The sequence below is a fragment of the Lunatimonas sp. genome, assembly GCF_020832325.1.
Lineage (GTDB): Bacteria > Bacteroidota > Bacteroidia > Cytophagales > Cyclobacteriaceae > Lunatimonas.
On sequence record NZ_JAFIEU010000012.1, the window covers coordinates 36,126 to 62,331 of the forward strand.

21 protein-coding genes are annotated in these 26,206 nt (G+C 48.0%); 13 read left to right on the top strand and 8 right to left on the bottom strand.

Translation table 11 applies throughout. The annotated features are described in order from the left end of the window. Positions 1–48 precede the first annotated feature (48 nt). Complete coding sequence (locus tag JJU34_RS03930; RefSeq protein WP_228691020.1) at positions 49–837, bottom strand: SDR family oxidoreductase; 789 nt, start codon at positions 835–837, stop codon at positions 49–51. Positions 838–959: 122 nt separating this feature from the next. Here JJU34_RS03930 and JJU34_RS03935 point away from each other — a divergent pair, with 122 nt between their 5' ends. The 3 genes from JJU34_RS03935 to JJU34_RS03945 all read left to right on the top strand — a co-directional run bounded on the left by JJU34_RS03935 (position 960) and on the right by JJU34_RS03945 (position 2,836). Then, complete coding sequence (locus JJU34_RS03935; RefSeq protein ID WP_228691021.1) at positions 960–1,394, top strand: MarR family transcriptional regulator; 435 nt, start codon at positions 960–962, stop codon at positions 1,392–1,394. Positions 1,395–1,496: 102 nt separating this feature from the next. Then, a complete protein-coding gene (locus tag JJU34_RS03940) occupies positions 1,497–2,501 on the top strand; it encodes an NAD(P)/FAD-dependent oxidoreductase (protein ID WP_228691022.1) in 1,005 nt (334 codons plus the stop codon). Between the two features lie 14 nt (positions 2,502–2,515). Next, positions 2,516–2,836: a 2Fe-2S iron-sulfur cluster-binding protein gene (locus JJU34_RS03945; RefSeq protein ID WP_228691023.1), complete on the top strand. Its 321-nt coding sequence runs from the start codon at positions 2,516–2,518 to the stop codon at positions 2,834–2,836. 68 nt (positions 2,837–2,904) lie between these two features. Here the strand turns inward: JJU34_RS03945 and JJU34_RS03950 are convergent, their stop codons facing one another. Next, complete coding sequence (locus JJU34_RS03950) at positions 2,905–5,499, bottom strand: histidine kinase N-terminal 7TM domain-containing protein (protein WP_228691024.1); 2,595 nt, start codon at positions 5,497–5,499, stop codon at positions 2,905–2,907. A gap of 285 nt (positions 5,500–5,784) precedes the next feature. Here JJU34_RS03950 and JJU34_RS03955 point away from each other — a divergent pair, with 285 nt between their 5' ends. From JJU34_RS03955 to JJU34_RS03995, 9 genes are all read left to right on the top strand, one after another. Beyond that, positions 5,785–7,581: a c-type cytochrome gene (locus JJU34_RS03955; RefSeq protein WP_228691025.1), complete on the top strand. Its 1,797-nt coding sequence runs from the start codon at positions 5,785–5,787 to the stop codon at positions 7,579–7,581. A 191-nt stretch (positions 7,582–7,772) separates the two neighbouring features. After that, positions 7,773–9,992, top strand: coding sequence for a PQQ-binding-like beta-propeller repeat protein (locus tag JJU34_RS03960; protein WP_228691026.1), 2,220 nt, complete (start codon positions 7,773–7,775; stop codon positions 9,990–9,992). Between the two features lie 160 nt (positions 9,993–10,152). Then, positions 10,153–10,869, top strand: coding sequence for an ABC transporter ATP-binding protein (locus tag JJU34_RS03965; RefSeq protein WP_301005314.1), 717 nt, complete (start codon positions 10,153–10,155; stop codon positions 10,867–10,869). A 42-nt stretch (positions 10,870–10,911) separates the two neighbouring features. Then, positions 10,912–11,460, top strand: a complete 549-nt coding sequence (locus JJU34_RS03970) for a cob(I)yrinic acid a,c-diamide adenosyltransferase (RefSeq protein WP_228691027.1) — start codon at positions 10,912–10,914, stop codon at positions 11,458–11,460. Between the two features lie 5 nt (positions 11,461–11,465). Next, positions 11,466–12,533, top strand: coding sequence for a branched-chain amino acid aminotransferase (locus tag JJU34_RS03975; protein WP_228691028.1), 1,068 nt, complete (start codon positions 11,466–11,468; stop codon positions 12,531–12,533). A gap of 53 nt (positions 12,534–12,586) precedes the next feature. Beyond that, entirely contained in the window at positions 12,587–12,835 is a 249-nt protein-coding gene (locus JJU34_RS03980; protein WP_228691029.1) for a hypothetical protein, read from the top strand. Positions 12,836–13,011: 176 nt separating this feature from the next. Further along, positions 13,012–13,521 carry a hypothetical protein gene (locus JJU34_RS03985; protein WP_228691030.1) on the top strand — a complete coding sequence of 170 codons (510 nt, stop codon included), beginning with the start codon at positions 13,012–13,014 and terminating at the stop codon, positions 13,519–13,521. Between the two features lie 160 nt (positions 13,522–13,681). Further along, positions 13,682–14,783, top strand: a protein-coding gene (gene prfB / locus JJU34_RS03990; RefSeq protein ID WP_228691031.1) for a peptide chain release factor 2 whose coding sequence is annotated in 2 segments (ribosomal slippage) — positions 13,682–13,741 and positions 13,743–14,783 — 1,101 coding nt in all. Because the reading frame shifts where the segments join, the coding sequence is not laid out codon by codon here. A 110-nt stretch (positions 14,784–14,893) separates the two neighbouring features. Then, complete coding sequence (locus JJU34_RS03995) at positions 14,894–16,117, top strand: MFS transporter (RefSeq protein ID WP_228691032.1); 1,224 nt, start codon at positions 14,894–14,896, stop codon at positions 16,115–16,117. 70 nt (positions 16,118–16,187) lie between these two features. Here JJU34_RS03995 and hslU read toward each other — a convergent pair whose 3' ends face one another. The 5 genes from hslU to JJU34_RS04020 form a co-directional block, all read right to left on the bottom strand. Then, positions 16,188–17,573 carry an ATP-dependent protease ATPase subunit HslU gene (hslU, locus tag JJU34_RS04000; RefSeq protein WP_228691033.1) on the bottom strand — a complete coding sequence of 462 codons (1,386 nt, stop codon included), beginning with the start codon at positions 17,571–17,573 and terminating at the stop codon, positions 16,188–16,190. Between the two features lie 21 nt (positions 17,574–17,594). After that, a complete protein-coding gene (gene porQ / locus JJU34_RS04005; RefSeq protein ID WP_228691034.1) occupies positions 17,595–18,578 on the bottom strand; it encodes a type IX secretion system protein PorQ in 984 nt (327 codons plus the stop codon). Between the two features lie 22 nt (positions 18,579–18,600). Continuing rightward, positions 18,601–21,087, bottom strand: coding sequence for an endopeptidase La (gene lon, locus JJU34_RS04010; RefSeq protein ID WP_228691035.1), 2,487 nt, complete (start codon positions 21,085–21,087; stop codon positions 18,601–18,603). 266 nt (positions 21,088–21,353) lie between these two features. Next, positions 21,354–22,673 (bottom strand): RIP metalloprotease RseP, encoded by a 1,320-nt coding sequence (gene rseP, locus JJU34_RS04015; RefSeq protein WP_228691036.1) that lies wholly within the window; start codon positions 22,671–22,673, stop codon positions 21,354–21,356. A 1-nt stretch (position 22,674) separates the two neighbouring features. Further along, positions 22,675–23,838, bottom strand: coding sequence for a 1-deoxy-D-xylulose-5-phosphate reductoisomerase (locus tag JJU34_RS04020; protein ID WP_228691037.1), 1,164 nt, complete (start codon positions 23,836–23,838; stop codon positions 22,675–22,677). Between the two features lie 244 nt (positions 23,839–24,082). Here JJU34_RS04020 and JJU34_RS04025 point away from each other — a divergent pair, with 244 nt between their 5' ends. Beyond that, positions 24,083–25,564 carry a trypsin-like peptidase domain-containing protein gene (locus JJU34_RS04025; RefSeq protein ID WP_228691038.1) on the top strand — a complete coding sequence of 494 codons (1,482 nt, stop codon included), beginning with the start codon at positions 24,083–24,085 and terminating at the stop codon, positions 25,562–25,564. Between the two features lie 24 nt (positions 25,565–25,588). Here the strand turns inward: JJU34_RS04025 and JJU34_RS04030 are convergent, their stop codons facing one another. Further along, the gene (locus tag JJU34_RS04030) at positions 25,589–25,993 is read right to left on the bottom strand and encodes an HIT family protein (protein WP_228691039.1); all 405 of its coding nucleotides are present in this window, start codon (positions 25,991–25,993) and stop codon (positions 25,589–25,591) included. Positions 25,994–26,206: the final 213 nt, after the last annotated feature.

Here is a 26,206-nt window from a genome sequence, read left to right on the forward strand (position 1 = left end):
TCTCGACGGAATAAGGGACTGGAAAACTATGGATTAGAAGCCCAACGCCTAGATCGCCGTCATAAACCCTCCGTCAATCGGAATGCTGACACCGTTGATGTACGCTGCAAGGGGAGAAGCCAGAAAAGTCACCAAATAGCCGTACTCCTCTGGCCTGCCCAATCGGCCCGATGGAATGGACAAGATTTTCTGTTCGATCAAAGCCGCCGGACTCTTTCCCGCCTTAACCGCTTGGCCCTCGACCACTTCCATAAGTCTCTCGGTATCAAAGGACCCTGTTAGGATTGTATTTACGGTCACACCACTGGAAGCCACCTCCCTTGAAAGAGACTTAGCCCAACTGACCACAGCAGACCGGATGCTATTGGACAAAACCAGATTGGAAATAGGCTCTTTGACGGAGGAGGAGGATACGTTAATGATTCTCCCAAATCCTGCTTTCAGCATACCCGGCAGCAGTGTTTGGGTAAGGATCACATAGGATTTAAACAACAGGTCAAATGCCTGTTGAAAGTCCTCCACTCTCTTTTCCATTACCGTACCGGGTGCTGGGCCATTGGTATTATTAACCAAGATGTGTACCGGTACATCCGAAAAGTAAGCACTCACCGCCTTTTCAAAACCCACCGGATCTGCGTAGTCCACCACCAGATACCGATGGGTTTGACCCGCCTTCACGGACAGCGATTGCAACGCCTTTTGCAGCTTCTCCTCACTTCTCGCCATGAGTATGACCTCTGCACCCGCTTCCGCAAGTTGTTGGGCCGAGGCCAAGCCCAGCCCGCGGGAGCTACCGCCCACAACTGCCCGCCTTCCTGTTAAATCAATTTCTATCATTCTCTTGTTTTTTTCAGCGTTTTGGAATCCGATCAAGAATTTTTAACAAAACCTATAAACTTTATAGGGTATATTGTTTCGTAATTCAAAATATGCGTATATTTGTTGCACTAATAATTGGTATGACATACGAGCAATTTAGTAAATATTCCTTCTTACTGGACCGTACTGCACGAAGGGTGAAGCAATATGCACAAAGAAAATTCAAACAACAAGCGTTTGATGTAACCGTAGATCAATGGTTAGTGTTGAAAAACCTTTCGGAGAGTGAAGCACTCAGCCAGTCTGAATTGGCTCACTTGGTATTTAAAGACCACCCCACCTTGACGCGGATCATAGACATTCTTTGTAAAAAAGGGTATGTGGAGCGGCTTCCCCATCCGCAGGACCGGAGAAGTTTTCAGTTATTACTTACCAGTTCTGGTAAAGAAAAGGTACTGGAGCTAAAACCACAGGTATCTGAAATCCGACAAGAAGCGTGGAAAAACCTCAATCAAGAGGATTTTAACGAGTTTAAACGGATACTCAATACGATCTACACCAATCTGGAGGATTAATAAACACAGATTGGAAAAATTAGTTGTTATACTAAGTATATTTGTATCAAAATAACGTTGCCTTCAAGGGCTTACCTATTTACTCATAAAATCAAACAAAGGATGATTACTACGGATATTTGCATTATCGGAGCTGGACCGGTTGGGTTGTTCGCCGTTTTCGAGGCAGGACTGCTGAAAATGCGCTGTCACCTGGTGGATGCGTTGCCACAGGTAGGAGGCCAGCTTTCTGAAATATACCCCCAGAAGCCTATTTACGATATTCCCGGCTACCCGGAAATCAAGGCGCAGGAACTGGTAGATAATCTAATGGACCAAATAAAGCCCTTCAAGCCAACTTTTACGTTAGGTGAACGGGTAGATCAACTAGCAAAACAAGACGATGGTTCCTACGTCCTCACTACGAACGAGAAAACTCAGATCCATGCTCAGGTGATTATTATCGCGGGGGGACTTGGTTGTTTTGAGCCACGTAAGCCGGTCATCGAAAAACTGGAAGTATTCGAAGGAAAGGGTGTTACCTACATGGTAAAAAATCCCGAGCAATTCAGAGACAAGAAGGTAGTCTTAGCAGGAGGTGGAGATTCTGCTTTGGACTGGACGCTTTACCTTGCCGATGTTGCTAAACGAGTTACTTTGGTACATCGAAACGAAACCTTCCGAGGAGCACCGGATACTGCAGCGAAGGTTTTTGATTTGGCCAATAGCGGTAAAATTGACCTCATCCTTTCGGCCAATTTGAAAGAGCTTGGAGGAAACGGACACTTGGATAGTGTCTATTTAGAAGATAAGTCCAAGGCTCCCATTAAGATTGAAACCGATTACCTCATCCCCCTATTTGGATTGAGTCCAAAACTTGGACCCATCGCGGATTGGGGACTGACCATCGATAAAAATGCTATTGAGGTGGATACCACGGATTATTCGACTGGGGTAGAGCGCATCTACGCCATCGGGGATATCAATACATATACCGGAAAACTCAAACTGATCCTTTGCGGATTCCATGAGGCGGCCATCATGATGCATTCCGCTTTTAAATTCGTGTATCCAGACCAAAAGCTAAGTTTCAAATACACCACTGTAAACGGAGTAAACGCCTTTTAAACGATCCTTTTCAAATGATACATTTTACCGTTGAAGATCATGACGGAAACCGTCAGCCCATCGAAGCACCGGACGATATGGGCTTAAGCCTGATGGAAGTCCTGAAAGCATCCGAATACCCAGTACTCGCAACTTGTGGCGGAATGGCCCTTTGTGCTACCTGTCATGTAGAGATTCTGGAGGGACAAGATGCTCTCGGAGAGGCTACCGACACCGAGTTGGACCAATTGGAAGCCCTTCCGGAGTATTACCCCACGAGTAGATTGGCCTGCCAGATTCGCATCTCGGATCTGCTGGAAGGTGCTGTGGTGAAGCTACGCGGAGAGGACAACTAACATCCAAACAGTCCGCGCTCGCAGTACGCCTCAAGGCGATGTCGGGTGCGGACTGTTTGTTTTACAAATCACCAAAGCCATTTTTCCAACACCCCCTTAAATGTCTCTTGTCTGACGGGCTTGGAAACAAAATCATCTATGCCAGCTTTTCGGCACTGCTCCACTTGGCCTTCGAGTACATTCGCGGTTAAGGCCAAAATCGGAATTCTTTTTGTGGTTTCTCCAGACCGTATCTTAGTAGCCAGTTCGTATCCATTCATCCCAGGCATGTGGATATCCGTAATGACCAAGTCGGGCTTTTCACGGAGGTACAGATCAAAGGCATCCTGCCCGTTTTCTGCTTCTATCACAGTAAGCGAGGGAAACAAATTAGACAAATACACCTTCACCAACATCCTATTCACCGCATTGTCCTCGGCTACCAACACCTTCACATCCAACTCAGCTGATTTCTTCGCCCCATCCAGGCCGCTGAGTTCCGGAGCGACCTGCAAGGCACCCCATTTCTCAAATTGATATACCATATCCATCAGCAAAAATGGCTTAATAAGCTTCCTTCTGCATCCCATGGCGTAGGTCGCCGAGAAGGTTTCCTCTGGGGTATCCGCCGGAAACACCATGCAGCATCTATTCCGTATACTCGGTGGCAGCTTACCAATGAAATGTCTCATTTGATAGGAAAACTCCCCTTCCTGACTTTTTTCCACATGGACAAATAGCAGGTTTACATCGGGATGTCCACTTAGCCACTCCAGCGCATCGGTGAACGCAAAAATGCTCGTAGTTGCTATTTTCAGGTGATTCAGGTAAAATACCAGCGCTTCTTCTATGCCCCCTTGAAAACCTACGAGGAGAGCGGGTGAAAAATCCGGAAATGCTTTGGTCAGAAATGGATTTTCCTCCACCAATTCTATATCGGGCAGCTCAAACGAGAACACGCTTCCTTTCCCCTCCTCTGAGGAAAGCTCCAGCTTACTCCCCATCAAGTTAAGTAACCTGGTAGAAATGGTCAAGCCGAGTCCCGTACCTCCGTATTTCTTGGTAGTGGATGCATCTGCTTGTGAAAAAGCTTCAAAAATCATCGCCTGCTTTTCCTCTGGTATCCCTATACCGGAGTCCTGCACCTCAAACCTTAGCCTGACCGAATTCCCCCTTCTCTCCTCGAGGGAAATTCTCAGTACCACCTCCCCTTCGTGCGTAAACTTAAAAGCATTATTCAGTAGGTTAATCAGTACCTGTTTGATTTTGATTTCATCCCCCAAAAACTTGTGAGGTACCTCCGGTGCAACATGCAGCACAAATTCGATGTGGTCTTTTGCTGCCTGAAAGCTGAGCACATCGGCAATGTTTCGAATGACCTGCCGCAGATTGACCTTTTGAATATCCAACTCCATTTTACCGGCCTCGATTTTAGACAGGTCTAATACGTTGTTGATCAGATCTAAAAGTACATTTGCCGACGAAAAGGCAGTGGCAACGTAGCGCTTCTGCTGTTCACTCAGGGCGGTGTTGCCCAATAGCTCGGTAAAACCTATTACACCGTTGAGCGGTGTGCGGATTTCATGGCTCATGTTTGCCAAAAACTCCGACTTGGCCAGATTGGCTTGTTCTGCTTCCTCTTTGGCCTCCTCAAGAGCCTTCCGGTATGCGATCTCTGCCGTGATGTCCCGGACCACGATTATCTTTCCAAATACTTCCATCCCTGCTCCCGTAATGAGGGACACTGACGCTGCATACCAACGTCTTTCCGACGGGGTGTGCCATGGAAAAACAGTCTTATCCGGGCCATTTTCCTGCTGAAGCCCTTGGCGGATCGCCTCCCAAATCGATGGAACTTTGGCCATATCTCCCCCAATCATGTGCAAAATGGCCGGATTGTGGTTCACGAGCTTCCCCCTTTGATCTACTACCAACACCCCATCCGCTATGCTTTCGAACAGGGTCTTATAGACGATAGGTGTCTCCTTGAAGAGGCGAAACCTTACCAAGCCCCAAAACACAAACACACCGGTTCCGATAAACGATATGGGAATCGGATCTAATTGCGAAGCTACAATCCCCATCAGGTGGATGATATACGCAACAATGGGTAAAACCGCCCCGAGCCATACAAGGTACACTTGCCTAGCATCCGTCACTGTGCCCAGTACAAGCATCCGAACCAAGTAAACCTGACTCATCAACAAAAGCGCCACCGTGTATCCTTGATGTATCCAGTAGATCGGTCCCTTTTCGGTCACCAGCACATGGAGGTTTCCATGAAAGACACTGTCATAGGACGTATAAAAGAGATAATGGCTGTCGTTAGAAAAAACCGCCAGCAAAATCCCCAAAGGCACGATAAAAATCGAATTGGCGTAACGTCCAATAGCTTGCTTTCCATTTCCGGAATAATGCAGTACCAGAAGAAACAACATGGGGCCAAACAAAACAGCTCCTAGATATTGCAGCTTCAAAAAAAGTACCTTGTTTGATAATTCTGTCGAAGCGAGCTCTCCTGCATAGAAAAATGAATACAAACTACAGGACACCATCAAATACGCAAAGTACTTGACCTCCTTGGACTTCCTTAGCTTGTGGCTGTTTAAAGCGAGTAGCAACGGAATAAAGCCGGAAATCAGCATCCAAATAACAAATCCGTTTAGGTTTGCATTTTCACTCATGCTCTTTACAAACGTTTAAACTCTCCCCCTCAATTGCAAATCTTCAATAAAATATAAATTTAGCAATAAATCCAATCCTCACCTTGCCATTTGCATAATTATATTTTACTGAATTACGCGAAGGAATAACAAAAACACCTGCCTTTTCAACCTCTCATATAAATTCCGGCTAACCCGTAACAAGAAAACCAGGGACAGCATTGAATTCTATTTTCACCTTCACTAAATTATGATCCGGAACGCCACATCGCGTGGGCGCCAAGTCACTTAATCACCTGAAATGCCATGCGCATCCGATTTACCCGATTGCCCAAGCCTTTTGCTGTCCCCGCTTCCCTGTCGTTGTGGTGTGTTTTGCCACTGATCGTCTTTGCATGCAGCCATGAACCTTCCGCTTTGCCGCCATCCGACCCAGATAATGGCGGCCTCATCTTGCCCGCCGGATTTGAAGCCCTAACCGTTATCGACAGCGTGGGCCTTACCCGTCATATCGCGGTTACGGAGACCGGTGACATCTATGCGAAGCTGCGGTATTCCAGAGACAAGCTTGGAGGAACCGTAGGTATCCGGGACATTGATGGAGATGGAAGGGCTGACTCCATCGTCCGCTTCGGCGATTACGAAGACGTGGGCGGATCAGCAGTCGGGGTTACCATTCACGATGGCTACCTGTATACCAGCACCGTTAGACAGGTACTTAGAAATAAACTTATTCCCGGGGAACTGGTACCAAGTAGTCGCACCGAAGTGATACTGACAGATACAGACCCCAACGTGGCCCGCAACTGGCACACAACCAAGCCTGCAGCATTTGATGGGCGGGGAAACATGTACATACCGTTTGGGTCTCCATCAGACGCAGGACAGGACATCACCATGTACGGCCCAACCGGCATTCCCGAGGGAAAAGGCCTGGATCCTAGTCCAGAAAGGGAAATGCATGCCGGTATCTGGAAGTTTGATGCTAGCCTAGAAAATCAAGTACAAACGGACGGTATCAAGTACGCTACCGGGCTGCGCAGTATTGTCGGTATGGCGTGGAGTCCGCTGGACGACCACTTGTATGCTGTCGTTAACGGAATTGACAATTTTCACACCCTGTATCCCAAAATCTACAGCGCATGGCAAGCCGCTGTCCTGCCCTCAGAAATCCTGGCACGGGTGAAAGAGGGTTCCGATTTTGGCTGGCCCTACGCCTATTACGACCAGCTTCAGGGCAAAAACGTCCTTGCTCCCGCCTATGGAGGAGATGGCTATACGGTGGACCGGGCATCCGCATTCGACGATCCAGTAATTGGCTTCCCAGGCCATTGGGCGCCCATGGAAATTCTTTTTTACCGTGGTAATCAATTTCCTGAGCGGTACAAACAGGGCGCCTTTGTCGCCTTCCACGGTTCTACCGACCGATCCCCCTATCCACAGTCCGGTTACATCGTCTGCTTTGTGCCCATCAAAGATGGAAAAGCCTCGCACTGGGAGGTGTTTGCGGATGGCTTTGCCCGGGTAGACACCGTCGAAAATACCGGAGATGCGGTGTATAGACCCATGGGGTTAGCAGAAGGCCCGGATGGGTCCCTGTACATTTCCGAATCCAATAAGGGAAGAATTTGGCGGGTAATGTACAAAGGCAACAAAAAAGCATTTGGTGAAAAGGAATTAGACGCCATGGCCCGACTGACAGAAAACAAAACCTATATCAAAACACCTGTAGAGGGCATGGATAACTTGGACAAAGGCAGTCTATTGGAAGGAGGAATCCTATACAATACCTATTGCGCCACCTGCCACCAGCGCGACGGAGAGGGGGACAAAAACCGGTTTCCGCCGCTGGCACAATCCGAGCGGGTAGTGGGTCCTGTAGAACCTGTGGTAAACGCCATCCTGTACGGCATTCAGGGTGAAATCACCGTACGTGGCAAAACCTACAATGGTTACATGCCGCCTCACGAGAATATTCTCGATGACCATGCGGTAGCCTCTATCACCACCTATATTCGCAGCCGTTGGGGAAATAAGGCAAGCGCTGTGACACCAAGTGAGGTGGCTCGGATACGGGCCAGTTCCCGCCCCGTCAGTCCGTAATACACCGGAATATTTCAGGTTTTTCACTAGATTATTGGCTATATTTAAATATCAAACAGAACCTTCCAAAAGATCTGCACCCTACTCCAAATCGATTTCAGAGCAGGCATGCCTACGGGCTAGTTAGAGTAGGGTGTAATGAGTACATTACGTACAATTTCAGCGTAACTCAAACCACATTGGCAACCATTATGATTTGCTTAACGGTATATCCAACCGGCCTCCTCCGAACTGCCAAGATCCTGGCCGCTGTGTGCACATTTATAGCAGGCATATTATCGATCTTCTCCTGCCACCCTACCACCCCCTATTACGAAAATTGGCCGGTGTATAAAGCGGACGTGTGGAGCAGCAGCTATGCCTCATTGGACTTGATCCACCGCGAAAACGTAGCCAAACTGGAAACCGCTTGGATTTTTTACCCAGACGATGCCCCGGAGAGTGCGAGGCCGATGAACAGTGAAAGCAATCCACTGATTATTGACGGAATCCTGTATACGACTTCGGCCCGCAGTCTATTATATGCTGTAGATGCCTCCACCGGAACACTACTGTGGTCCTTTGACCCCTTCGAGGGCGGTAGAGGTGGTGGAATCAAACGGGGTGTGGCCTACTGGGCGAATGACGACGACAAACGGATCTTGTTCACCGCTGGAGACCATTTGTTTGCCGTAAATGCCACAAACGGGCAGCCCATCCCTAATTTTGGCGCAGACGGGAAAGTCAGTCTGAACGAAGGCATGCGGGGTGACCCGGACAAAATTTCGGTAATCCCCACCTCCCCGGGAATTGTATTCGAGGATCTGATCATTCTGGGCACGGAGGTATCCGAGTTATATGATGCAGAACCGGGTTATGTAAGGGCTTATCACGTACTCACAGGCGAACGGGTATGGACATTTCACACAGTACCTCTTCCTGGCGAAACCGGGTACGAAACTTGGCCAGCGGACGCCTGGAAGTACTCGGGAGGAGCCAACAATTGGGGTGGGCTCAGCTTAGACCCCGAAAGAAGCATGGTATTCTTCTCTACAGGGTCCCCTACCTATGATTACTATGGTGCCGACCGCAAAGGCATGAATCTTTTCGGGAATTCGGTGGTTGCCGTCGACGCCCGAACAGGCGCCTATAGATGGCACTTCCAAACTGTACATCATGACCTTTGGGATTACGATCTCCCTGCGCCACCCAATTTGGTAACCGTGGTGCACGACGGAAAGAAAATCGATGCGGTGGCACAAACCTCGAAAGTCGGATTCTTGTATATTTTGGACCGGGACACAGGTGAATCTCTCTTCCCTATCGAAGAGCGTCCCGTGCCTGTATCAGACGTTCCGGGTGAAGAAGCCTGGCCTACACAGCCTTTTCCTCTAAAGCCTGCGCCGTATGCCCGACAGCATTTGGAAGAATCGGACATCGCCTTCTATTCCCAGGGTTCCCACGACTCACTAGTATCCGTGTTCCGATCGCTTCGCTACGAGGGATTGTTTACTCCCCCCTCGGTACAAGGGACATTACAATTTCCGGGATCGCGTGGAGGATCCAGTTGGGGAGGTGCTGCATTTGATGCGTCTACGGGTCTTTTGTATGTAAAGTCTAACGACTCCCCCGAGATCATGCGCCTGAAAAAAATGGAGCCGGAAAGTAATATCCGTAATTTATCGGTCTACAGACAAGGAGAATCCATGTACCAAACCTACTGCGTGAGTTGCCATGGAAAAGATAAAAACGGGGATGAATTCGGCAACCCATCCCTTGTTGGCTTAAAAGGACGAATAAGTCCGGAAGATGTACTGAAAAAGATCAAAGTGGGTGGTGGAAAAATGCCCGGATTTTCCAGTGTTCTTCAGACCAAGCAGCAAGAAGAAGCCATACTGGCGTACCTTTTTGAAACCGAAGGCAGCCGAAGCAACCGGGAGACAGCCTTAATCGAAGAAATCCACATAAACCAGCAGGCAAATAAAGAGGTCTTGCTCACCGATACCCTACCCAAGTACTTAAACTTAACCGCCTATGGCCATTTCAGAGATCCAAAGGGAAGGCCGGGCATCAAACCTCCCTGGGGAATGTTGCATGCCATAAACTTGCACACCGGTGACTATGCCTGGAGCGTCCCGGTAGGCAATAACCCCGAATTGCAAACCGGTCCCGAGGATACGGGAGAAGCCGGTTCCGCCGGGCCATTAGTCACCTCGGGAGGATTGGTATTCATAGCCGGGACACGAGATAATCACTTCAGGGCCTTCGACAAATCTACCGGTGAAAAACTATGGGAGATTGCCTTACCCGGCTTTCCCAATGCAAATCCCAGCACGTATCGGGTGGGCAAAAAACAATTCATTGTTCTATCGGTAGGCGGTGACGAAATGCATCCTGCTGGCAGCGTAATGGCCTTTTCACTACCCGATTAGCCGCCTGAAGATGGTAGGCTGAAAATTAGGCCTTTCCACCCTTTCTGACCGCTTCCGAACATTTTTTACGGGAGGGGTTAGCCACCCTTTCAAAAATCCCCAAACCCTGCTCTTTTTTGGCCATAATCCGTTATCTTCACGGTTTAAATTACAGGAAAATATGGGAGCGATTATAGAAACCAAGAATATCCAAAAGACCTATCGGATGGGCGTGGAGGAAGTCAAGGCACTCAAGTCGGTGAGCATAACCATTAACCGGGGAGAGTATGTGGCATTCATGGGGCCTTCTGGATCTGGAAAATCGACCTTGATGAATATAATCGGATGCCTGGACACACCAACTTCGGGCAGCTATACGCTCAATCAAAAAAACGTCAGTGACATGACGGAAAATGAACTCGCAGAAGTGAGAAACAAAGAGATTGGTTTTGTGTTTCAAACGTTTAACCTGCTTCCCAGAGCTTCTTGTTTGGAAAATGTTGCTCTTCCGCTAATTTATGCGGGCTTTGGTAAAACAGAACGGTCCGAAAAAGCGTTTTTGGCTTTAAAGAGTGTTGGGTTAGAAGACAGGGTGCACCACAAGCCAAATGAGCTCTCCGGGGGTCAGCGCCAACGAGTTGCGATCGCAAGGGCCTTGGTAAACGATCCGAGTATCATCTTGGCCGATGAACCTACCGGAAATCTGGATTCAAAGACCTCTCACGACATCATGGATTTGTTCCATGAACTCCACCAAAAAGGGAATACGATTATCATGGTAACCCACGAAGACGACATTGCTCACTATGCACACCGGGTAATTCGTTTGAGAGATGGCCTGGTAGAGTCTGATAAGGTCAATCCAAACCCAACGATTGGTAAACAGGAAATGGTCTAAACCGCCTAGTATTGTATTCCGTACATTATCTGGAGAAAAACAATGAAAATATATACCAAAACCGGAGATAGTGGAGACACCTCCCTGCTAGGTGGAAAACGGGTTTCTAAGTCAAATTTACGCATCGATGCCTATGGTACGGTGGATGAGCTAAATGCATTTCTGGGCTTATTGAAAGATCAAGAAGTAAACAGAAACAGGGCGGCTTTTCTAAAAACAATCCAAGATCGGCTCTTTACCATTGGTGCCATCCTTGCCACACAGGAAGACGCCATCCACGTCAAAAAGCCAGATCTAGAAGTCTCTGACGTACTAGCATTGGAACTGGAGATAGACCAAATGGAGGAATCGCTAGATCCATTGAAGAACTTTATCCTTCCGGGCGGACATCCTTCTGTTTCGTATGCACACCTGGCGCGGACCGTTTGCCGCCGTGCGGAACGACGGGTAATCGAGCTGCATACGGAGGTCCCCGTAGAAGAACTCATTATCCAATACCTCAACCGCCTTTCGGACTACCTCTTTGTACTTGGAAGAATGATGGCAAAGGAATTGAAGATACAAGAAACCGTTTGGGCGCCAAGAAATTAATCAAAATGAACAAAACTATCGAAATTCAAGTCACCAAAAGTGTCGTATCCAAGTTACCTGAAACGGATTTTGACAACTTAACTTTTGGCTATACGCTCAGTGACCACCTGTTTGTTGCCGATTTCGCACAGGGGGAATGGCACAATCCCCGTATAGAACCCTATGCGCCTCTTACCCTCAATCCTGCAAATGCCACGCTCCACTACGGCCAATCCGTGTTTGAAGGATTAAAAGCGTATAAAAACGAAGCTGGAGAAGTGTTGGTTTTTCGACCCGACGCGAACCTACGCAGGCTAAATGAGTCAGCCAAGAGAATGTGCATACCCGAGGTTCCCGAAGAGCTGTTTATGGAGGGCCTAGCCAGACTGCTAGAGGTAGATAGGGATTGGGTGCCCTCCAAGGCAGGCTGTTCACTGTATATCCGGCCGTTTATCTTTGCCACAGACGATTTTCTGGGGATTCGACCTTCTCAAAAGTACAAGTTTATGATCCTTACCAGCCCGGTGGGACACTATTATTCCAAGCCGGTGGCGGTAAAAGTGGAAACACACTACAGCCGGGCGATCGAAGGAGGAACTGGGTTTGCAAAGGCAGCCGGAAACTATGCAGGGTCACTGTTCCCGGCGTTGGCTGGCCAAAAACAAGGATATGATCAGCTTCTTTGGACGGATGGAAAAACCCATCAGTACATCGAAGAAAGTGGAACGATGAACGTAATGTTTGTTATTAACGGCGTATTGGTCACCGCACCTACCACTACGGGAACCATCCTAAAAGGTATCACCAGAGACAGCGTACTCACCCTGGCGAAAGAAATGGATATGCCTGTCGAAGAGCGGTTTTTGCCGGTAGCGGAACTACAGGAATCACTGGAAAACGGAACATTACAGGAGGCATTTGGCACGGGAACCGCGGCTACGGTAGCCCATATCAGATTGATCCATGTGAACGGGAAAGACTTCGAACTTCCTCAAAAGCCTGCAGATGCGTTCTCTAACAGGGTCCTCCAAAAATTGGATGCCATCAAATACGGTAAAGAAGAAGATCTGCGCGGTTGGGTATATAGGTATTGACCAGTTGGGTATTGGGTAAGTGGATTCCTTTTCAATCCAGAATTTCCTTTAGTGTGAACTTAACAACGCCCACTCCCCAAGATTACACCCTGTACAAATACGGCACCAAAGGGGCAGCGGGAGACGGTACCAAGGGGCCAGTAGATGAGAGGGATCTGAGCCTAGGCCCGCCATGCGAACGTCTGGCAGTACGAAAGTATGCACCAACGGATAAATTCTCCACAGGTCGTAGGAGGGAGTATACCATCTTCAGACCTTCGTTCGGGCATCTGCCCACAGAAAAAACAAGTAAAGACACATGAAATCGAGTATGACGCAAGCGACACCCAGTGGGAGGATTATAATTGCGAGATTCCATGTGACCGCCGAAAAACAATTATAGACACATGAAATCGAGCATGACCTAGCCGTCACACACTGGAATGATTATTTCCCATGCGAGATTCCATCTGACCTTTGAAAAACAAAAAATAAACAGATGAAATTTTTCTTAGTTGCTACAACGTTGTTTTTGGTCCTTTCATTGGATTTAGCGGGACAAAGCTACCTGGTTCTTCAAAAAGGAGATAATCAAAAAACCCGCATCCGATACAAGGTGGGAGAAACCATGACATATAAACTCAGGGATATCCCCTACTACATGACAGATGTGATCCGGGAGATTCAGCAGGGGCACTTACTTCTCGGCGAAAACATCGTCGCACCAAGACAAATTGAAATCATTGATATCCGTCAAAAAGACGAGCGAAACAGCACCCTTCGAAACCTTACGCTATTGCCGGCCGGAGCCGCGTTGCTGCTGCTAACAGCCGAGACGGTGAATAGCTTGTATGGAGAAGGAAGCATCCAATACAGCAATGCCTCCGTCGCCATAGCTGGCGGCTTAGTTGGCACTGCACTGATCATGTCACAGGTTCGGTACAAAAAGTTTCGGATAAAAGGAAGGAGGAACCTGCTCGTACTGACCCAGGAAGAATGGGAAAAGTAATCCGCTTTCGCTAACGGGAGCCGGAAATCACCGGCTATACGCAGATGCTACGGTGACACGTTAACGTCGATACTTTTTCAGCAATCACCGATATTCCGAAGTTCAGATAGGTATTCCCTTTAAATTTTACGAAATTTGCATTTCAAAAAAATAACACATCATGACACAAGACCAGTTGAAAGACTTGAAGGCCCGCGTTTCGGCCTTGAGGAGGTATCTTTGACTACGATCGTAAGAAAGCCGAAATAGAAGAATTTGAGGCCATTTCAGCTCAGCCGGATTTTTGGAACAATCCGGAGGAAGCCGAAAAGGTGATGAAACAAATCCAAGCACGAAAAGCGTGGACCTCCTCGTTTGAATCATTGGAAACCCATCTGGGTGATTTGGAGGTATTGTATGAGTTTTACAATGCAGATGAAGTTTCCGAGGCCGAACTGAAAACTGAGTTTCTGAAAGTCCGAAAAGACCTGGAGGACTTAGAGTTGCGTAAAATGCTCAGCAGTGAGGAAGATCAGCTCAATGCCATGCTGGAGATCAATCCGGGAGCAGGCGGAACGGAAAGCAACGACTGGGCCTCCATCCTGATGCGAATGTACATCATGTGGGGTGAAAAAAACGGTTACAAAGTCCGTGAGGTTGACCTTCAGGAAGGTGAAGTGGCCGGTATCAAATCTGTTACGTTAGAATTTGAGGGACCCTTAGCCTATGGATTTTTAAAGTCAGAGATCGGTGTACACCGTTTGGTGCGTATATCCCCCTTTGATAGCGGCGGCCGTAGGCACACTTCCTTTGCTTCGGTGTACGTCTATCCGGTAGTGGATGACACGATCGAGATAGAAATCAACCCCTCGGACGTTGAATTTCACACCTCCCGGTCTGGAGGAGCGGGCGGTCAAAATGTAAACAAGGTAGAAACCAAAGTGCAGCTAACCCACAAACCCACGGGCATTGTGGTGGTTTGCCAGATAGAACGTTCTCAGTTAGCTAACAGGGAAAAAGCCATGCAAATGCTGAAATCCCGGCTCTACCAGTTGGAAATGGAAAAAAGAAATGCGGAACGTGCAAAGATCGAATCCAATAAGATGAAAATTGATTTTGGATCCCAAATCCGAAATTACGTACTGCACCCCTATAAGCTGGCCAAGGACGCACGGACGGGCTACGAGACCTCCGACGTGCAATCCGTATTGGACGGAGATCTGAATGAGTTTATCAAAGCCTTTCTACTTGCGCAGAGCGAAGAAGAGGCAGCGCGTGATTAACTGGTATGCCTTCGAAGGATGATGATCCTTCGAAGGCTATCTAATTCCTAGGCAGCAAATCCACCCCTCTCCCGACATCCGGCAGGTATCACCTTTCACCGCTTACCCAGTTGCTACCCCCACAGCCTTCCATATATAATTTGAACTTTTTCCTGCTGTGCACCAGCTATTTTCTGTTTTTCAGCAGTTTTAACATGATTATTCCAGAGCTGCCCGCATATCTAAGTAGTTTGGGGGGCGAAGACTACAAAGGCTATATCATTGCCTTGTTCACCCTTTCTGCGGCGCTTTCCCGCCCCTTTTCCGGCAAGCTTGCTGACCGCATCGGACGCATTCCCGTGATGGTCATGGGGGTGATCGTCTGTGTGGCGGTTAGCCTGCTTTACCCAGTCCTTACCACCGTGGGAGGATTTCTTTTTCTGAGGTTTCTACACGGCTTTTCTACGGGATTCACGCCTACGGGGTCATCGGCATACTTAGCCGACATCATTCCTTTTCAAAAACGCGGAGAGGCCATGGGAATACAATCACTTTTCGGATCACTCGGAATGGCTGCGGGACCGGCACTGGGAGGCTATATCGCGGGAATTTGGGGTATAGAACCGCTGTTTTACCTTTCCGCTTTTATTTCACTCTTTTCCATTTTGATACTGTTTAATCTGAAGGAGACCTTGCAAAACAAAGAAAAACCCCGATGGAACCATCTAAAATTAAGCCGATCTGAACTGGTAGAAACCCGCGTGTGGGCTCCATCTCTGATTTTAATATTTTCGGTGTTTTCATTTGGCGTGGTACTGACCATCATACCCGACTACTCCGACCATCTCAACATGGAAAACAAAGGCCTTTTCTTTGCGGTGTTCACGATTGCCTCTCTGGCGATACGGGTATTGGCCGGACGTGCATCCGATAAATTTGGACGAATTCCCGTACTAAAGGCAGCCACACTGACTATGGTAGCCGCCATGCTTACGGTCGCTTATGCAGATACCAAATGGATGCTACTGACAGGGGCGATACTGTATGGTTTCTCTATAGGCATGAACAATCCCACTATCACGGCCTGGACGATCGACCTCTCTCTCGAACGATTCCGAGGTAGAGCCCTTGCCACCATGTACATCGCTTTAGAAGCAGGAATTGGGCTGGGTGCATTGGTATCCGGATGGATCTTTGCAAACCAAGTGGAAAATTTCGGTAAGGTATTTACCACCAGTGCGGCAGCAGCCGGTATCGCTTTTTTGCTGTTATGGTTAATTCCAAAAAATAACGCCCATCCAAGTGCCACCCCTGTCGCTGCCCACCACAGCGGAAGAGATCGTCCCGCCTCCTAACCTCTCGATCTCACTGCTAAATGGCACATCAAAAAATAAACCCCTGAGAGAGTTTCCCAGGGGCCTATTTCTACAGGATATACTGCGAAAGGTCTCGGTTCTGAACCAAGGAACTCAATCGCTCTGTAACCATCTCCTTGGTAATCATAATTCTGCTATTTGGCATGATGGTATCCGGGACTTCAAACAAAAATTCATTGAGCAAATGGCTCATCACTGTGTGAAGACGCCGCGCACCGATGTTTTCTACTTCCTCATTGATGCGGAACGCCAATGCTGCCACTTCTTGGATGGCTTCATCGGAAAACTCCAGATAGACTTCCTCTGCCTCAAAGAGAGCCGCATATTGCTTGGTCAGCGCGTTTTTCGGCTCTTTTAAGATCCGATAAAAGTCATCTTGAGTCAAGCTGGTCAGTTCCACACGGATGGGGAAACGACCCTGCAACTCCGGTATCAAATCCGAAGGCTTTGCTACGTGAAAAGCTCCCGCTGCAATGAATAGCACGTGATCGGTATGAACCATCCCATATTTCGTATTGACCGCACTGCCTTCCACGATGGGCAGCAAATCCCGCTGCACACCCTCTCTACTCACATCAGGGCCTGAACCTCCCTTGCCGGATTTGGAGGCGATTTTATCGATTTCATCGATAAAAATAATCCCATTGTTTTCCGCTAGGCGAATGGCCTCCTCCTTGACTTCGTCAAAATCAATCAGCTTGGAAGCTTCCTCCTCCATCAGGATCTTTCGTGCCTCACGGATACTTACCTTACGCCTTTTGGTACGCTTTGGCATCATGTTGTTCAGCATATCCTGCAATCCAGCCATACTTGCCTCGTCCATCATCCCGTTGCCGATCATCCCAATTCCTGTAGAAGGAGATTGCTTTACGTTGATTTCCACCTTTCGCTCTTCCAGCTCGCCTTTTTGAAGCTTTTCACGGAATTTTTCCCGGGTGCGCTCATTCAGTTCCTGTTCGGACGCCTGATCGGGATTGAATCCAGCAGAAGTTGTCGCAGTACTGAAACCACTCCCCTTTACAGGAGGAATCAGAATATCCAGCAAAATATCCTCTACGATCACAGCGGCCTTTTCTTTCACCTCTTCGTTCCTCACCTCCTTTACCAAGGTGACCGACTGTTCTACGAGATCCCGAACCATCGATTCCACGTCACGGCCCACGTAGCCGACTTCGGTGAACTTTGATGCCTCCACTTTGGTAAAAGGAGCTTGGGCGATTTTTGCCAGGCGCCGGGCTATTTCCGTTTTCCCTACCCCGGTGGAACCGATCATAAGGATATTATTGGGTACAATATCTCTTTGCAAATCTGATTTTACCATCAGCCTGCGTATTCTGTTTCGGAGTGCGATAGCTACGTTCCGTTTGGCATCGTGCTGGCCGATGATGTATTTGTCCAGCTCAGCGACGATTTGTTTGGGTGTCAGATTGTTCATGGTATGGCTTCTTTGCCAAGGCTAAAACTTCCTCAGCGATTGTATGTTTGTATGTATTCCTAATAAATGTGCCGAGCCGGCTACCCGATAGGCGGAGATCGCATACGAAAGAGCAAACTTTGGCGCACGAAACAACAACCCTCCGGAGAATCCTCCCAACCCCCTTCCGTTGAAATCAGCAAACTCCTGGCGGACCAAATAGTTGTATCCTGCCCTTAGCTCCAGGGATTCGTGAACCAACACTTCGGCTCCTAGTACCAATCGTCTGAATAAACGATCAGAAAACCTGCCACTGCCTATCACGGTGCTTGGGACCACCAAAGAGTGGTCGGTATCGTACAGCAGGTTTCTCGCCGTGAGGTGAAACCGTACCGGCATATGTTCCGCTTTATAGCTAATTCCTACCCGCACATCCGAAGGGAGTCGGAGCGGCAATTCCTCCAGATAATTACGCAGCACCACCCCTACCTGCTTGGCTGTGATGGCGATGACCAAATCTTGCTCGGGATGGTGGTATCCCAGCCCGAGGTCAGCCACTAAGGCATAGGCTTGATAGCTCTCCAACACCGAGCCCATAAGCTTGATATTCAAACCGTACCGGAAGACACCTTTTGTGGCACCCAATGCAGCTGTCAGGGCAAACTCACTGGCGTGAAAGGTACCTAATGGAAACCCCACCTCATCGTATCCTTCAAACTCACCGTAATTAGCAAACTGAAGTCCTAGCGCTGCACGCCAACCCTCCCTTGGCTTCCAACCATAACCGACCGTGGCAAATTGTATATCTCCGGGAAAATGGAGATAGTGGGCGGATAGGGCATCCCCTTCGGCGGAATCCAGCATCGCAGGATTTGAGAGAAACATCAAAGGGTCACTTCCCGAAGTAATGTTTACCCCTCCAAGTCCTGCCAATCCCGTAAACGTAGGCTGATCGGCGAATCCAAAGGCGCTTTGGGAAACCTGCCCCAAAAGCGGATGGGAACCCCATACACAAAGAGTTCCCATCCAAAAGACTATATAGGCTACTTTAGCAGTCACCGGAGGTGTTCCGATGACTATCGAAGGTGAAAGGAAGGGGATCATCCACCAACTCTTCTAACAACGCAAAATCCAGCACCTCTTGCACATGCTCTACCAGGTGGAACGTGATTCCTTTCAGGTATCTATCGTCAATTTCCTCGAGATCTTTCTGGTTTTTCCTGCAAAGAATGATATCGGTAATTCCTGCGCGCTTCGCCGCGAGTATCTTTTCCTTAATTCCACCTACGGGCATTACTTTTCCCCGAAGGGTGATTTCTCCCGTCATAGCGATTTTTGCCCGAACCTTCCGTTGGGTGTATGCAGATGCAATTGCGGTCAGCATGGTGATACCGGCAGAGGGGCCATCTTTGGGCACCGCACCGGCAGGAACGTGGATATGAAGGTCGTAATGGTCAAATACCCGGTGATCTATTCCCAACTTATCGGCTTTCGATCGAAGGTAGGAAAGTGCCGTCATCGCAGACTCCTTCATCACATCGCCCAATTGGCCCGAGAGGGTCAACTTACCTTTGCCTTTACTCAGACTTGCTTCAATAAAGAGTATCTCTCCACCCACAGAAGTCCATGCCAATCCGGTAACTACACCCGAGACGCTGTTGTCCTGATATAATTCCTTATCAAACACCTCTCCACCCAGTACTTTCCGCACGGTCTGCGGGGTGATCTTCTTCTGATACGTTTCCTCCATAGCGATCGCCTTGGCTACGCTACGAGTTACCTTACCGATCAGTCGTTCTAGGTTTCGTACCCCTGACTCTCGGGTATAATCTTCTATGATCTTGACAATAGCCTCTCTGCTAAACAGGATGTCCTTCCCTTTCAATCCGTGCTCTTTGCGTTGTTTTGGGATTAGGTGCCGCACAGCGATTTCCACCTTTTCTTCGAGCGTGTAGCCTGTGACTTCGATGATCTCCATTCGATCTCTTAAGGCAGGCTGCAAGGTCTCTAACGTATTGGCTGTTGCAATAAACAGCACCTTGGACAGGTCGTATTCAATTTCAAGGTAATTATCGGAAAAGGCACTATTTTGCTCCGGGTCCAGTACTTCCAAAAACGCTGAGGACGGATCCCCGCGAAAATCCGAGCTAAGCTTGTCGATTTCGTCCAGCACAAATACCGGATTGGAGGCCTTCACCTTTTTCATGTTTTGGATGATCTTACCGGGCATGGCACCCACGTACGTTTTTCGATGTCCTCTGATTTCCGCCTCGTCGTGCAGACCGCCTAGCGACATACGCACGTATTTACGCCCCAAGGCCTTTGCGATAGACTTCCCAAGGGATGTCTTACCGACACCGGGAGGACCATACAGACAGAGAATTGGACCTTTCAGGTCATTCTTCAACTTCAGAACAGCCAGATATTCGATGATTCGCTCTTTGACTTTGTCAAGCCCAAAATGGTCCTTGTCCAGGACATTCTTTGCACGCTTCAGATCAAAATTATCGGTGGTAAACTCGTTCCACGGAAGCTCTACCATCACCTCTGCATAATTTAGTGCAATGGGGTATTCCGCAGCAGACGGATTCATCCGCAGGATCTTAGATACTTCTTTTTCAAAATGACTCTTGACCTCTTTGGACCACTTCTTTTTCTTCCCCCTCATCAAAAGATCTTCTACCTCCTTTTCGGGACCCTCCTCTCCAAGTTCTGTCTGAAGGACCTTCATTTGCTGCCGCAAAAAATAATCCCGCTGCTGTTGATCGATGTCGGTGTGCACTTTCTTTTGGATCTCACTTTTGAGCTCCAGCATTTGAATATCCTTCATCATCAGCTCCAACAACAGAGTCGCACGTTCTATGCCGTCGTTGATTTCCAGTAGCCGTTGTTTGGATTCTACTGGGGCATTGATATTGGAAGAAAGAAAATGAGTAAGGAAGGGGGTGCTGTCTATATTGTCCAATGCCACTTGGGCTTCCCGGGGTATTTCGGGATTTAACTGTAGAATCTTAAAGGCTGCCTCTTTGAGAGACTGCTCCAATGCTTCTATTTCCTTGTTGTTTTTCGGAAAAGACTCCTCCAAATAATCCACTTTGGCAATAAAATAGGGATCATCCGATACCTCTTCCCGTATCTTAAAACGCTTTTTGCCTTGTATGATGATGGTGGTATTGCCGTCGGGAAGCACGATCATTTTGATGATCTTGGCAAGGGTACCCACTCCATAAATATCCTGCCATCCTGGGTCGTCTTGATTGGGGTTTCGCTGTGCACATACACCGATGAGCTTATCACCCTTTTGGGCTTTCTTCACGAGCCGAATAGAGCGTTGCCTTCCCACAGTGATCGGAATCACCACTCCTGGAAAGAGTACTGTATTTCTGACAGACAAAATGGATATTTCATCCGAATAGTTGTCCTCCTTCACATTGTCTTCCTCTTCGTCGTCTGTTATCAGATGGATAAGCTCTCCGTCCCCAGAATAGTCTCCTAACAGCAATGATTGATATAGTTGATTTCCAAAATTGCTCATATAGTCAATATGACAGTACACATGTCATTTTAATTAAAATTTAGGCCAAAGGACCCGTTAGCATCGATTAAATAGTGTAAACAAGCCCTATGCCAATGTAACTTCAGACACAAATTGTCAGCAGACCCATTAAGATATCACTTTATATTTCAAAAACAAAAACCCTGACTATACTGCTTAACCTAAGCGAGGACCAAACATCTCTGTACAAATCCATCCCCTCCCGTTTTTCGTCTAGTCCTTCACGATATTGACAGGAAACAGACTTAGCTTCCTACAAATAACTTTAAGATATCGTTACCGATAGCGAAAACCATGATCATGAGCAGAATAACCATACCCACCTTCTGCGCATTCTCCAAAAACTTATCGGAAGGTGCTCTGCCAGAAACCATTTCATATAGTAAAAACATCACGTGTCCTCCATCCAAAGCCGGGATGGGCAATAGGTTCATAAATGCCAAAATCATCGAAATAAGCCCCGTGATAGACCAGAATTTTACCCAATCCCAAGAAGACCCGTAAATCTTGGCCATTCCAATGGGGCCGCTCACATTCTTGGCAGACACCTCGCCCGTAAACATTTTGCCCATGGCCCTCGCATTCACGATCACCACACCAAACGCCCGTTTAACCCCCAACGGAATAGACTCTGCAAACGAATATTGTTTCCTAATTGGCTCCAAAAGGCTTGCAACACCGATCCCAATCGTGTTGTTCTCACTGACCTCAGGGGTCACCGTCATAGGATTTCCGTCACGTTCCAGCGATACTTCCACCCGTCGGTTGGCCTTGTCTTTCAAGGCCTCTTGAAGTTCGTCAAAATAATACACTTTCTGGCCATCGATAGCGGTGATCCGATCTCCTTTTTGCATGCCGGCTTGGGCGGCCCCTTGTCCCGGCACTACCTCACCCACCTCAAAGGGAAAGCGTATCTGTATAAACTTCGACATACTCTCCTCGTTAGAGAACGAGTTGATAAATCCTCTGGGAATGGACACCTGTAATCGCTCTCCGTCCCTATCCACCGTATAATACCCGTTAGTGCTCAAAAGGGCGGTTCCACTGCTCAATTCGTTGATAGACTCGTAGGGCTGCCCGTTGATATCCAAAATCCGATCTCCTGTCCTCAGCCCTATCTGCTCGCCGATATCGTAAGCTACGATACCATGCTCCAATACCTGATCCCTGGAGTAATAGGTCTCACCCCGATCATATACCAAAAACACAAAAATCAATATCCCGGTTACCACGTTTACGATGATACCGCCTAGCATTACGATCAACCGCTGCCACGCAGGTTTTGCCCTAAACTCCCAGGGTTGGGGTTCCGAAGCCATCTGTTCCGTATCAAGGGACTCATCCACCATACCCGAAATCTTCACAAAGCCCCCCAAGGGTATGGCACCGATAGAATACTCTGTTTCTCCGTATTTAAATCCAGCAATTTTTGGCGGAAAACCGATGGAGAATTTCTCCACCCGCATGCCAAACATTTTGGCTGCCAGGAGGTGTCCCGCCTCGTGCAATCCCACCAAAATTGATAATCCAAGTAGCAACTGTGCTACCATTATGAGCGTTTCCATATTATTTCTTTGTGATTAATGCTTCTGTAATTTCTCTCGTCTCACGGTCGGTTTCGACCAGATCAGCTAGGCCTGGCGATGCTATAAAACCGATTTTTTCCATACTCTGTTCAATTAAGTCGGACATTTCTAAAAATCCAACCCGGTCTTTTAGAAACGCATCGACGGCAACTTCGTTGGCGGCATTCAACATACATGCCGCATTTCCTCCCTTTTCCAAGGCCTCATAAGCCAGTTTTAGGTTTCTAAAAGTATGCATATCCGGCTTTTCGAAAGTAAGTGCTGGGTAATCCACGAAGTGAAACCGGGGAAACTCCGCTTTCAGCCTATCCGGATAAGAAAGTGCAAACTGTATGGGGATACGCATATCTGGAAGCCCGAGTTGTGCCTTGATGGACCCATCTTCGAATTGGACCAAAGAATGTACAATGGATTGCGGATGAACAACCACCTCAATCTGCGGAGCAGAAAGGCCAAAAAGCCACTTCGCCTCGATCACTTCCAGGCCTTTGTTCATCATCGAAGCGGAATCAATGGTGATCTTGGCCCCCATGTCCCAATTGGGATGTTTCAGCGCCTGTTCCTTGGTGACCGACTGAAGAAACTCCCGGTCACGGCCACGAAATGGCCCACCGGAGGCCGTAAGGATAATTTTTTCTATGGGATTGTGAAACTCCCCCACCAGACATTGAAAAATGGCGGAATGTTCCGAATCCACCGGGTAGATATTCACGCCTTTTTCCTGCGCCAATCGGGTGATCAGCTCTCCGGCTACCACCAAGGTTTCCTTATTGGCCAAAGCGATGGGTTTTCCTGCCTCGATGGCCCGAATGGTGGGCATCAGACCCGCATATCCTACCAAAGCAGTCAACACCACGTCGATCGATTCCATCTCCACCACTTGGGCCAGGGCAGCTTGTCCGGCATATACCTTCACTCCAAGGGGAAGCAGAACTTCGCTTACCCGATGGTAATGCGCTTCATTTCCTATCACCACGGCATTTGGCACAAACTCCAAGGCCTGTTGAATTAATAAATCGGCGTTATTTTGGGCGGTGAGCACCTCCACCTGAAACCTGTTGTTCTGACTGCGAATTACATCGAGTGCTTGTGTGCCTATGCTGCCCGTAGATCCAAGTATGGCTACGTTTCTCTTTTCTGACATTTAAACGAATTTTTCACGACACCCACCTCTTTCCTGCCAAAACATTGAACAAAAAGTACTGACATGGCAGGTATCGGCTGACAAATTTACAAGGTTACGGGAGTTTTTCGGTTTTTTTCACCGGTTTTTCCTAGATAATGTTTTTGGCATTAAATTCGTTTCCTAGGATAACCGTCTGAGACCTTATCCCGTTTGCAAGCAATAGGAAATAGCAAACCGATGTTGGTTTAAAAACTGAGAAAGCATGCAAAGACATTTCACAACCCTGGCAATTGCAGTGCTGGGAGGTATGTTCGGAACGTGGATTTATTTGGAGATATTTGACCCACATACCTCTACAACCGAAAGCGGGGCGTACGCCGACGAACTACTTTGGAACAAACAAACCTCCTGGATGGAAGGGTTCCGGGATAATTCAGAGGCTGCATCGACACCCCAATCCAGCCAATTGGGCGTAAACTCACCCGTATCCTTTGTGGATGCATCCAAAAGAAGTACCAACTCGGTGGTATTTATCAAGAACTTCTCCGGGACCGATACCCGAAGGTACAGTATTTTTGACTACTTTTTTGGCCAAGGGGTACCTCAGCAACGCGTAAGTACCGGTTCTGGAGTAATCATCTCCAAAGACGGATACATTATCACCAACAACCACGTAATAGACCGGGCAGAAACCATCGAGGTGGTTCACCAAAAACGAACGTACCAAGCAAGCCTGATTGGTGCAGATGCCAATACCGATATCGCTGTATTGAAGATTGAGGCTAACAACCTACCCGCTATTGAAATAGGCAGCAGTCGGGAACTGCAAATAGGAGAGTGGGTCATTGCGGTAGGCAATCCATTCAACCTAACCTCGACTGTCACAGCAGGAATCGTCTCTGCAAAAGAGCGGCAGATAAACATTATGGGTGGAGAATTTCCGCTCGAATCCTTTATTCAAACCGATGCCCCCATTAACCCAGGAAACTCCGGTGGTGCATTGGTCGATGTGGAGGGCAAGTTGGTAGGCATCAACACGGCTATTTTGTCCCGTACCGGCTCCTATACCGGCTATGGCTTTGCCGTTCCGGTAGATATTGCCACGAAAATTGCCAATGACTTGATCAAATACGGGGAGGTTCAAAAAGCTATTCCCGGAGTAGACGTGGTAGAAATCACACCGGAACTGGCAGAAGAGATGAACCTCAAATCACTGGATGGCGTGATTGTCTCCCACGTGGTACGCTCAGGGGCGGCTGAGAAAGCCGGACTGCAACGAAACGATGTGATACAGGCCATCAATGGAATCGCCATCACCGGCAAGGGAAGCTTTGAGGAAGTCCTTTCGTACTTTTACCCGGGAGACGAAATACGACTGAACTATCTCCGCGAAAACAATACCCGAAGCACGTCCCTTACCCTCCAAAACCTGCTGGGAGGAACAGGCATCATCAAACGGGAATTTTACACTTCTACGCTGCTTGGCGCGAAACTGGAAAACGTCAATACACTGGAACGTGACCGGCTGAACATCGAGTTTGGTGTAAAAATATCCGGTATGACCCGTGGATACCTCCGAGACCTTGGCTTGGGTAATGGCTTTGTGATCACGCATTACAACGGCGAAGCAGCCAAGGACCCAAAAGTATTTGGAAAATTTCTGGAGGAATTCAGTGGCAGATTAAGACTAGAGGGACTAACTCCCAACGGCCAGCCATTTATGCAATCCTATAACATTCGATAAGGAGGGGTTACCACCACCCCCTCCTTATCCAACTTGATCAAACGACGCTTTAATTTTTGTGGCCAACCCCTTCATTTCCTCTGCGTCCAGCTTCAGCTTGGGGCGTGAAAAATTGATATCTCCCATGGTCCTTAGCGGAACCAAGTGAATGTGAACGTGTGGAACTTCCAACCCGATAACTGCCACACCTATGCGCGTGCAGGGGATCACTTTTTCTTGGGCAATGGCAACTTTTTTCGCAAACCGCATCAGCGCGGCATAATCTTGCTCCTCTAGATCAAAAATATAATCTACCTCGACTTTGGGTACCACCAACAGGTGCCCCTTTACCAAAGGCATAATATCCAGAAAAGCGATGTTTCGGTCGTCCTCGGCTACAATATAACCTGGAATTTCGCGATTGATGATTTTCGTAAATATGGAAGACATGGTATTTATCTAAGTGGGTTTACAAGGGGCTAAGGTATGGAAAATTTAGCGTGAAATAAATTATTGTCAGTGACCACTATAGTATCCTGAACGCATAGGGGCTATCCACTAACTGTCTGCCTGCTAATTTTTTTTTGAAAATCCGAATGCCGAACATATTAAAAAATAAAATTGCCACCCATGAAATCGGGATATGGGAAATCTAAAGTATAT

Excerpts from the sequence above, each read along its gene's own strand:
- hslU (WP_228691033.1), bottom strand. The coding sequence starts at position 17,573 with ATGAACAATCTGACACCCAAACAAATCGTCGCTGAGCTGGACAAATAC.
- JJU34_RS03950 (WP_228691024.1), bottom strand. The coding sequence starts at position 5,499 with ATGAGTGAAAATGCAAACCTAAACGGATTTGTTATTTGGATGCTGATT.
- JJU34_RS03935 (WP_228691021.1), top strand. The coding sequence starts at position 960 with ATGACATACGAGCAATTTAGTAAATATTCCTTCTTACTGGACCGTACT.
- rseP (WP_228691036.1), bottom strand. The coding sequence starts at position 22,673 with ATGGAAACGCTCATAATGGTAGCACAGTTGCTACTTGGATTATCAATT.
- JJU34_RS04030 (WP_228691039.1), bottom strand. The coding sequence starts at position 25,993 with ATGTCTTCCATATTTACGAAAATCATCAATCGCGAAATTCCAGGTTAT.
- JJU34_RS04025 (WP_228691038.1), top strand. The coding sequence starts at position 24,083 with ATGCAAAGACATTTCACAACCCTGGCAATTGCAGTGCTGGGAGGTATG.
- JJU34_RS03975 (WP_228691028.1), top strand. The coding sequence starts at position 11,466 with ATGAACAAAACTATCGAAATTCAAGTCACCAAAAGTGTCGTATCCAAG.
- JJU34_RS03965 (WP_301005314.1), top strand. The coding sequence starts at position 10,153 with ATGGGAGCGATTATAGAAACCAAGAATATCCAAAAGACCTATCGGATG.
- JJU34_RS03985 (WP_228691030.1), top strand. The coding sequence starts at position 13,012 with ATGAAATTTTTCTTAGTTGCTACAACGTTGTTTTTGGTCCTTTCATTG.
- JJU34_RS03945 (WP_228691023.1), top strand. The coding sequence starts at position 2,516 with ATGATACATTTTACCGTTGAAGATCATGACGGAAACCGTCAGCCCATC.
- JJU34_RS03970 (WP_228691027.1), top strand. The coding sequence starts at position 10,912 with ATGAAAATATATACCAAAACCGGAGATAGTGGAGACACCTCCCTGCTA.
- JJU34_RS03940 (WP_228691022.1), top strand. The coding sequence starts at position 1,497 with ATGATTACTACGGATATTTGCATTATCGGAGCTGGACCGGTTGGGTTG.
- porQ (WP_228691034.1), bottom strand. The coding sequence starts at position 18,578 with ATGGGAACTCTTTGTGTATGGGGTTCCCATCCGCTTTTGGGGCAGGTT.
- lon (WP_228691035.1), bottom strand. The coding sequence starts at position 21,087 with ATGAGCAATTTTGGAAATCAACTATATCAATCATTGCTGTTAGGAGAC.
- JJU34_RS03930 (WP_228691020.1), bottom strand. The coding sequence starts at position 837 with ATGATAGAAATTGATTTAACAGGAAGGCGGGCAGTTGTGGGCGGTAGC.
- JJU34_RS03960 (WP_228691026.1), top strand. The coding sequence starts at position 7,773 with ATGATTTGCTTAACGGTATATCCAACCGGCCTCCTCCGAACTGCCAAG.
- JJU34_RS03955 (WP_228691025.1), top strand. The coding sequence starts at position 5,785 with ATGCGCATCCGATTTACCCGATTGCCCAAGCCTTTTGCTGTCCCCGCT.
- JJU34_RS04020 (WP_228691037.1), bottom strand. The coding sequence starts at position 23,838 with ATGTCAGAAAAGAGAAACGTAGCCATACTTGGATCTACGGGCAGCATA.